The sequence below is a fragment of the Brevibacillus sp. FIR094 genome, from assembly GCF_050477165.1.
In the GTDB taxonomy this organism is placed as follows: Bacteria; Bacillota; Bacilli; order Brevibacillales; family Brevibacillaceae; genus Brevibacillus.
The window spans coordinates 1-1,372 of sequence record NZ_JBEAES010000080.1 but is presented as its reverse complement, the minus strand read 5'-3'; the positions used below and the strand labels follow the sequence as shown (position 1 = coordinate 1,372).

At 41.8% G+C, this 1,372-nt stretch carries 1 protein-coding gene; it reads right to left on the bottom strand.

All coding sequences use genetic code 11. From position 1 onward, the window contains the following. Positions 1–445: 445 nt before the first annotated feature. Positions 446–1,123, bottom strand: a complete 678-nt coding sequence (locus ACQ5DJ_RS29855; protein WP_429845618.1) for a GNAT family N-acetyltransferase — start codon at positions 1,121–1,123, stop codon at positions 446–448. Between the last annotated feature and the right edge of the window lie 249 nt (positions 1,124–1,372).

Here is a 1,372-nt window from a genome sequence, read left to right as displayed (position 1 = left end):
TTTAATGATAGACTCATTAACGCTTTCGCTGTTCAGTTTTCAAAGAGCATTTTTCCCGGCGGCCTCAACCGCAGGATTACATCTTATCAAATTGAGAGGAATGAGTCAATATCTTTTTTCAACCTTACTCAATTTGTTCTGTCACACTAAACTCCCTGCGGACAGATTAATAATATAACATGTATCCATCAGTAATTCAAATACTTTTTTCACTCTTGTACTTAGATTTACATGGTGCGGTCGGCGAGACTCACACGGGTCGCCCCGCCACAACCGCATTAAATTCTTAATACTGGTGAGCCATGAAGGACTCGAACCTTCGACCCTCTGATTAAAAGTCAGATGTACGCGTTGCTTTAACATGTGATACGCTTCATCACGCTGTTTGTAACGGCAAGTTTTAAGGCCATCCTTTCCGGAATGGCCTTTCATTTTAATGTAAACCTTAATATATCGAAATATCCGTTCCATAAAGGTGAAGACGAAGGCGTTTTGCAATGGAAAGCGAAGAATAATTATCCCATGATGTACTATATAAAGGAATCCTTTGAGACCGTCGTATCGCTTGGGCCCATGAGGACGTTACGTGCATCGCATATCCTTTTCCTCTATAATCTTTCAATGTCTCGACTCCGGCCTCTGCAGCCTTATCGCTACTTCTGGCACTAAAACAGACAGATACGGCCATGTTGTTTTCCGTCACCATAAAACAAGGTCCTCGAAACTTTAGTTCCGATAAAAGAGTAGGAAACCCTGGTTCCAAGCAGTATTTATTCTCTTCAGTGACCAAGGTGGCGTCTGTGTAATCCTTTACGGCTTCATGAAATGTAAAAGCCGGTCCCATCCATAAGCCTCTAATTTCTCTGTCTTTCTCCAACGCGTGAATAACATTAGGCAGTTGCTCGGTTGAATCGCCTTGATTCAGGGATTGTATGATGTCATGGATTATGCGATTTGGTACGTCGCTGTGAAATCTTACAATACTGCCAGCAACGGTCTGTCCCCAAAAAAATCGAGGAGCAGGCTGGTTCGTTGGCTCATTAATCGTTGTGATACGTCCAGCATGATCATGAATATAGAGTACTCTTGCTTGAATGCTCATTAGTTCTAAATGGTTGTACAAAGGCTTACCTCCTCTATTGATCACTCAGCCTTTCCCTGTACAATTTAATTACCATCAAAGATCACTCGCTCTCGGCATAATCTGTATTCAAGATATCATCTTTCCGAAGCAGTTTGAACTGTCCTCTTTACGTTTCAACACATAAACTTGCCGTCATTTGAGAAACGGTTCTCCGCGCTTGATCTTAAACTAATCTGCCCGTTCGTATTATGAGGTCAGCCAGTTTTTACTGGTTGACCATTTTTAATA